6 protein-coding genes and 1 pseudogene are annotated in these 7,139 nt (G+C 64.6%); 2 read left to right on the forward strand and 5 right to left on the reverse strand.

What is annotated here, in order from left to right:
* The 5 genes and pseudogenes from ACY693_RS11930 to rsxA all read right to left on the reverse strand — a co-directional run.
* Window positions 1-382 (reverse strand): annotated as a pseudogene (locus ACY693_RS11930) (hypothetical protein); the annotation flags it as partial.
* Window positions 379-1,506 carry an RnfABCDGE type electron transport complex subunit D gene (locus ACY693_RS11935; RefSeq protein ID WP_462322047.1) on the reverse strand — a complete coding sequence of 376 codons (1,128 nt, stop codon included), beginning with the start codon at window positions 1,504-1,506 and terminating at the stop codon, window positions 379-381. The gene ACY693_RS11935 and the pseudogene ACY693_RS11930, both read right to left, overlap by 4 nt.
* Window positions 1,503-3,116, reverse strand: a complete 1,614-nt coding sequence (gene rsxC / locus ACY693_RS11940) for an electron transport complex subunit RsxC (RefSeq protein ID WP_462322048.1) — start codon at window positions 3,114-3,116, stop codon at window positions 1,503-1,505. The genes ACY693_RS11935 and rsxC overlap by 4 nt, the downstream gene beginning before the upstream one ends.
* Window positions 3,117-3,150: 34 nt before the next feature.
* Window positions 3,151-3,678 carry an RnfABCDGE type electron transport complex subunit B gene (locus ACY693_RS11945; protein WP_462322052.1) on the reverse strand — a complete coding sequence of 176 codons (528 nt, stop codon included), beginning with the start codon at window positions 3,676-3,678 and terminating at the stop codon, window positions 3,151-3,153.
* 18 nt (window positions 3,679-3,696) lie between these two features.
* Entirely contained in the window at window positions 3,697-4,281 is a 585-nt protein-coding gene (rsxA, locus tag ACY693_RS11950) for an electron transport complex subunit RsxA (protein ID WP_462322049.1), read from the reverse strand.
* Between the two features lie 557 nt (window positions 4,282-4,838).
* On the opposite strand from rsxA, the gene nifL reads away from it, so the two are divergent.
* Window positions 4,839-6,575, forward strand: a complete 1,737-nt coding sequence (gene nifL, locus ACY693_RS11955; RefSeq protein ID WP_462322050.1) for a nitrogen fixation negative regulator NifL — start codon at window positions 4,839-4,841, stop codon at window positions 6,573-6,575.
* A gap of 151 nt (window positions 6,576-6,726) precedes the next feature.
* Window positions 6,727-7,139, forward strand: a 413-nt coding sequence (locus tag ACY693_RS11960) for a GAF domain-containing protein (protein WP_462322051.1), incomplete at its 3' end; no start/stop codon positions are given.

The raw sequence follows: 7,139 nt of genomic DNA on the forward strand, positions 1-7,139 counted from the left end.
CGGTCACGTCCAGTCCATCGAGCGCGCGGTAGACGGTCAGGGCCTCGTCACCGTCTCGGCTGGGGTTGGAGCTAGAGCTTGGGCTTGGCCGCTGGCCCGGCTTGGGGATCATCATGGGATTGGCCAACAGATCGTTGTCGTAACGCTCAGCTGGGATCACCTGCTCGAGCGAGGCCCGTAGGTCCTCAGCCTCGCGCTCGGCGATCGGGCCTTTGGTCAGCAGATTACCCACCACCAATAGTGCTGAGGCTGCCAGCGCGAAGCCGCCGAGCAGCAGCGTCTGATAGGCGACGCCATCGCGATCGATCTCAGATAAGGCTCGGAGTCGTGCCCGGAATTGGGCTTGAGCCTGAGCTGGGACAGGGGCTCGTGGCTGGCTCATCGCTTGCCCTCCCCCGTGGCTTGCGCCGCCGGCTGCGCCGCCGGCTCGCCGGCCACCGGCAGCGGGCGCCCACGCCGATCGCGCCCAAAGATGCGCGGCTTGATGTAATGGTCGATCATCGGTGTTGCGGCATTCATCAGCAGGATGGCGAAGGCAGCCCCCTCGGGATAGGCGCCGAAGGTCCGAATCAGATATACCAGCAGACCGATCCCCGCACCGAAGACGGCCTGACCGACCCGGGAGACCGGTGAGGTGACCGGATCGGTGGCGATGAAGAAGGCAGTCAACAGGGTGGCACCGGCGAGCAGATGTAGCAGCGGACCCGCGAAGCGGGTCGGATCAATCAGGTGCAACAGGCTCGCCGGAACGACAACCCCGAGCAGCACGGCGACCGGGATCACCCAATCGATCACGCCCTTGCGGATCAGGAACAGCCCACCGAGCAGCAGCAGCAAGGCCGAGGTCTCACCCAGACTGCCAGGGATACCACCGAGCAGCGCGTTGAGCGGCGGAAACAGCGTTGGCATCGCCGTGCCCAAATCATTGCCCTGCTGCAGGGCCAGATCGACCTGGCCGAGGATTGAGGCCCCACTCATCGCGTCCCAAGGTGCGGCTGCGGCTAGCCCGTCCAGGCTGATCGTCAGGGCGTCACCAACCCCAGGCGTCTGCTCGAAGAACAGCGGCTGCGGGCCGACCCATTGCGTCATCTCAAGCGGAAAGGAGACCAGCAGCACCACACGTGCAACCATCGCTGGATTGAACAGGTTCTGGCCAAGCCCACCGAAGACCTGCTTGCCGACGATGATGGCGACGAAGGCGCCGACCAGGCCGATCCACCAGGGCGCCCAGGGCGGCAGCGTCAACGCGAGCAGCCAGCCCGTCAGCAACGCGGAGCCGTCCATCAGGCTCGGTCTGAGCGGCTTGCCCGCCAGGAACAGGGCCATGGCCTCGAACAGCAGCGCGGCGCCCAGGGTCACCGCGAACAGGATGATCGCCGGCCAGCCGAACTGCCAAAGGCCAAGCAGGGTGGCCGGAAGCAACGCGAGCATGACCAATCGCATGGTACGGTCGATGCTGACCGGCGCGTGCGCATGAGGGCTCGCGGCGAGTTGCGCATTGATCATGCTGACGCCTCCGCAACCGCCTTGTCCTGAGTCGACTCGGGCGCTTGTCTTTTCGCGTTGTCGAGCAGGTTTTCGGTCGGGGGCTCGGTCTCGACAGAGGGATCAATCTGGGCTGCAGCCGCGGTCGCACTCGCAGCTTCGAGCTTAGCCTGCTTCTTGGCTTCTGCCTCACGCTTGCGCTTGGCCATCGCCTCGCGCTTGGCGCGCTTCTGTGCCTCGAGCCGTTGTGCACGCTGCTCGGCCAGGCGCTTGGTTTCGGTTTGCTTCTGCTTGGCCCGACCGCGCGCGGCCAGTTCGCCCTTAGCATGATTGAAGAACTGGACCAGCGGCAGATGGGCGGGACAGACATAGGCACAGGAGCCGCAGCCAATGCAGTCCATGAGCCCGGTCGAGACCGCTGCGTCGAGATCACCGCTGCGGACCTGGGCGGCCATGCTCAGAGGCACCAATCCGCACGGACAGGCGCCGACACAGCTGCCACAGCGGATGCAGGGACCAGGCTCGCGCTTGTCGGTTTCGGCGGCAGTGAGCGCCAGGATGCCGTTGGTCCCCTTCATCACCGGCACCCGCAGCTCGGGGATCGGCTGTCCCATCATCGGTCCGCCAGCGATCAGGCGATCCGGCTCCTCGCGGAACCGACCGCAATGCTCGACCAGATCCTCGATCTTGGTGCCGATCAGCACGCGTAGGTTCTTCGGCGCGCTGATCGCACCACCGGTAACGCTGATCACGCGCGAGACCAGTGGCTGACCAAGGCGCAGGGCCTCGTGCACGGCAAAGGCGGTGGCCGGATTGTGCACCACGACGCCGATATCGGCGGTCAGCCCGCGCGCCGGCGTCTCCTTGCCGGTCAGGGTCTGCACCAGGTGCTTCTCCGAGCCCATCGGATAACGCATCGGCAGGCGTACCACCTCGGCTGAATCGAGCTCAGGCGCATCAAGCTCGGCTGTCGCACGCTGCAGCGTCGCCAGCGCCTCGGGCTTGTTGCCCTCGATACCGAACAGCAGGCGCGCAACGCCGAGCGCGCGCGCCATGATGCGCGCACCATCGACGATGGCCTTCGCCTGCTCGCGCATCAGTTGATCGTCGCAGGTCAGATAGGGCTCGCACTCGGAGCCATTGATCACCAGCGTCGAGAGCCGGTAACGCTTGCCGAGCCCGAGCTTGACCGCCGACGGAAAGGTGGCGCCGCCCATGCCAACGATGCCGGCATCGGCGACCCGCTGCGCGATCTCGGCCGGCTCCAATGCGAGCGGATCATCGACCCCGGCGATGCGCTTGTGCCAGCGATCCTTGCCATCCGGCTGCAAGGTGATCGTGCGCACTGAGAGGCCGGAGGGATGATTTGCGGGGTAGAGGCCGAGTCCAACGATGCGGCCCGAGGTCGGGGCATGGATCGGCGCCGAGACCGCGCCCTGAGCGCGCGCGATCAGCTCGCCCTTGGCCACATATTGGCGCCGCTGAACGACCGGATTGGCGACTGCACCGATATGCTGTTGCAGCGGGATATGCAGTAGCTTTGGCAGCGGCAGCGCCTCGATCGGCCGGCCCGCGGCTAGGGTCTTGCGGTCGTCGGGGTGGACGCCACCGCGGATCTGGAAGAGTCGCATCGAACAGGCCTCAGCGAGCTTGAAGGGGATGGGGTCATGCGGCCAGCGGCTCGGGCCAGACCCAATTCAATGGGGTCTGCGTCGGAGCGCGCATCTCGATGCACTCGGTCGGGCAATCCTCGGCGCAGTCGCCACAGCCAATGCAGGCATCCTCAAACACGGCGTGGATCTGATCCTTGGCGCCGACGATGGCATCGGTCGGGCAGCGCTTGAAACACTTGGTACAGCCCACGCAGAGGCGCTCGTGCACATAGGCGATCCGCGGCGCCTGCTCAGCGACCGCGCTCAGATCAACGCTCACCCCAAGCCGCTGCGCCAGCGCCTGCGCCAAGGCTCGGCCACCGGGCGGACAGAGCGTCACCGGCGCCTTGCCTTCGGCAACCGCGACTGCCGCTGGCGCACAACCGGGATAGCCGCATTGGCCACATTGTGAGCCGGGCAAGAGTGCTTCGACCTCGGCCACCAGTGGGCTCTCTTCGACCCTCAGGAACCGAGCCGCCACCCCCAGCAGTGCTCCGAGCCCCAGACCAAGAACAGTCAGGCTCAAGATTGCAGATAGCATCATCTCAAAGGCTCCACATCATTCGGCAACGGCCAGCCCGGCAAAGCCCAAGAAGGCCAGCGAAAGCAGCCCGGCGACACTGAAGGCGATCGGCGCACCGGCGAAGGTCGCCGGCACCTGCGCCAGCGCCAAGCGCTCGCGCAGCCCGGCAAAGAGCACCATCACCAACGTGAACCCCAGCGCTGAGCCAAAGCCATACAGCAGGCTTTCGACGAAGCTGTGCTGCTCCTGCACATTCAGCAGGGCCACGCCGAGCACCGCACAGTTGGTGGTGATCAAGGGCAGAAAGATGCCGAGCACCTGATAGAGCGTGGGCGAGACCTTGCGCACCATCATCTCGGTGAACTGCACGACCGCCGCGATCACCAAGATGAAGGTGAGGATGCGCAGGAAGCCAATGTCTAAAGGCTCGAGCACCAGATGCTCCAATAGCCAGCTCGCGGCGGCGGCCAGGGTCAGCACGAAGGTGGTCGCCAAGCCCATGCCCAGCGCGGTATCCAGCTTCCCGGACACGCCCATGAACGGGCAGAGGCCAAGAAACTTGACCAGCACCACGTTGTTCACGAGCGCGGTCGCGAGGATCAGCATCAGAGACTCGGTCATGAGACGTCGGCAAGGCGCTCCAACAAATACCTTGGCGCGCAGCCACGGCTGCTCGCACTCGACAATGGCGGCAATTAAGCAAACCGGATGCCAGTGCTCAATCTGAACGCCTGCTGGTGAATATGACGAGCACCAAAACCGAGCATTAATCGCGCCGGAGCGATGTCTTTGCCTAGCCTGGCCGCCACCTGGGAGGATCACGGAGACGGTCAAGCGGATGCAGGCGTTGCAGGGAGACGGGTGTTTGCGAGAGGGGCGACTGTCGCGGATGACACAGCAAAGATGCTGCAGCGCAGCACATTGTCGCAAACCCGACAACCCTGCATGACTCGCCCAACGTTGGGGCTGCGCATCTTCCCCAAGCGGAGGGACACATAGAGGTCAATGCACGACGGCACGAATACTGCATAATCAGTCGATGGCGAAGGGCCTTGCCTCAGAGAACGCTTCAGTCGCTGACGCAAGCTGTATGGCCATCAAGACAGGATCTCTTGGGCCCTGCGGACTCGCCCGATTTGCCGGCACAACAACGACGGTTAACGACAGAGGAGAAACCCATGGCTCGATCATCGCCTGAGAGCAGTTCCCTGCATCCGCAACAGTCGAGTCCGAGCCCGGCCTCGCCGAACGCCGCGCGAGACAGATCACCGCAAGGCATCGCCGATCATGGCGAGCCACTGGTGCGCAATGCCATCGCTGCCTTCCTCCGCCAGCCACCGGCGAGCACGCCGCCCGAGGTCCTCTCTGCGCTGCGCCTGATGGCCGGCGATGCATCAGAACCACTCCCACCGAGGCTCTACTTCGAGACCGTGGAGCAAGCGCCCGTCGCGATATCAATCACTGACTCGACGGCAAAGATCCTCTATGCCAATGCTGCGTTCGAGCACCTCACCGGCTATCTGCGCGACGAGGTGCTTGGCAAGAACCAGTCGATCCTCTCCAGCAATGCGACCCCGGACAGCATCTATCGGCAGCTTTGGCGGACCATCCAACGCAAGAAGACCTGGACAGGCACCCTGGTCAATCAGCGCAAGGGGGGCGATGAGTATCTCGCCGAGCTGGTCATCTCGCCAGTGCTCGACAGCAGCGGTGAGATTGCCTACTTCCTCGGCATGCACCGAGATGTGACGCGCGAGCATGAGCTGGCGAGCGCGCTCAGACAGCAGAAGACGCGCATCGAGAATGTGCTCGATGCCGCGCCGACGGTGATGGTGTTGCTCGATGCCGAGGGCGAGATCATCCTCGACAACATGGAGTATAAGAAGCTCTTCGGCGACCTTCGCGGCCGCGAGCCGCTGCCGTTGATCCGAGCCGCGCTGCGCGAGCAGGCCGGCTTCGATCCCCTCGCGCGGACCGTCCCCGCCAATGGCGAGGGCGAAGACTTCAAGAACGTCGAGATCAGCCTCGAGGTCCCCGGCAGCCTTGGACCACGCTGGTTCTCCTGTTCCGGCACCTGCATCAGCGAGCAGGACGGCAGCGCCCGCAGCTACTTCGGCCGCGGCAAGCGCGGCGATGCCCGCCTGCTCCTGCTGGCCACTGACGTCACCGCGCGGCATCGCGAGATCGAGCGCGCGCACTTGGAGCACCTGCGCGCACGCATTGCCGAGCAACGACTGACACAAGGCATGCGCGAGGCCCTATCCGCGGCGAGCTACCAGATTCAGACTCCCCTCAACCTGCTACGCGCGGCCAATGCCATGTTTGCCAGTGGCGCCGGCACCCTCGAGGGCTTTGCGCCGACCCTCGCGCAGATCACCAAGACCAGCGAGCAGGCGCTGAAGACGCTGCAAGCGGCGCTTCCGGACGAGATCATCGAGGCCGGCGTCAGCGTCAATGTCAATGAACTGGTGCGCCATGTGCTTGCGCTGGAGACCGATGCCCTTCTCGCAGCCGGCGTCACCGTCGATTGGCGTCCAGCCCATGTCCTGCCGGAGATCACCGCGCGTCAGACCGAGCTGCGCTCCTTGTTCAAGAATCTGATCGACAATGCGCTGCAAGCGACGCGCGAGGGCGGACGCAGCCAGCGCGAGCTGCACATCAGTACCCGCGCCCTCGATGATACGGTCGAGGTCTGTATTCAGGATAGTGGACCGGGCTTCCCAAGCGGCGATCGTTACAAGGCCTTCGAGCCCTTCTATATTGGCTGGCGAAACCGACGCGGTCGCGCAGGCATGGGGCTGCCGCTAGCGCAGGAGATTGCGAACCAGCATGGCGGTAGCATCGAGATCGACCCGGACTACAACGATGGCTGCCGCCTCCTCGTGACCCTGACCAACGCCCTGCCCCGTGACTAACGCAGAGCAAGTAGTAATGTACGACAAGGATCTCCCGGACGCGCCAGGTCCGGATATGTACCCAGGTACGCGCCCAGGTTTGCACCCAGGTATGCACCAAGAAGCAGTCCCCCCTACAACCGCAGGTACGACCACAGACACAGGGCCAACGATGCAGCGAGCCGATCTGCTCGAGGCGCAGCTCGCCGCCCTCTTCGATGTCAGCCGCATCCTCAGCCGCTCACTGCAGCTGCGCGAGACCCTGCGCGCGGTGCTTCAAACCCTGCACGAGCGTGGCCGCCTCTGCCTAGGCATGGTCAGTCTGCTCGATGAGGAATCCGGTGATCTGCTGATCAGCGCCTTGCACGATGATGACGCCGCACCCTTTGAGAAGGTGCGCTATCGCCGAGGCGAAGGGGTGATCGGGCATATTCTCGAGAGCAATCAAGAATGGCTGCTGGAGCGTATCGGCGATGAGCCACGGTTCCTCGATAAGCTCGGCATGTTCAACCGCGACCTGCCCTTCATCGGTGTGCCGATCCGGATCGGCGACGGCCCCGCCGCTGGCGTGTTCGCGCTGCAGCC

Source organism: Halochromatium sp. (genome assembly GCF_054919635.1).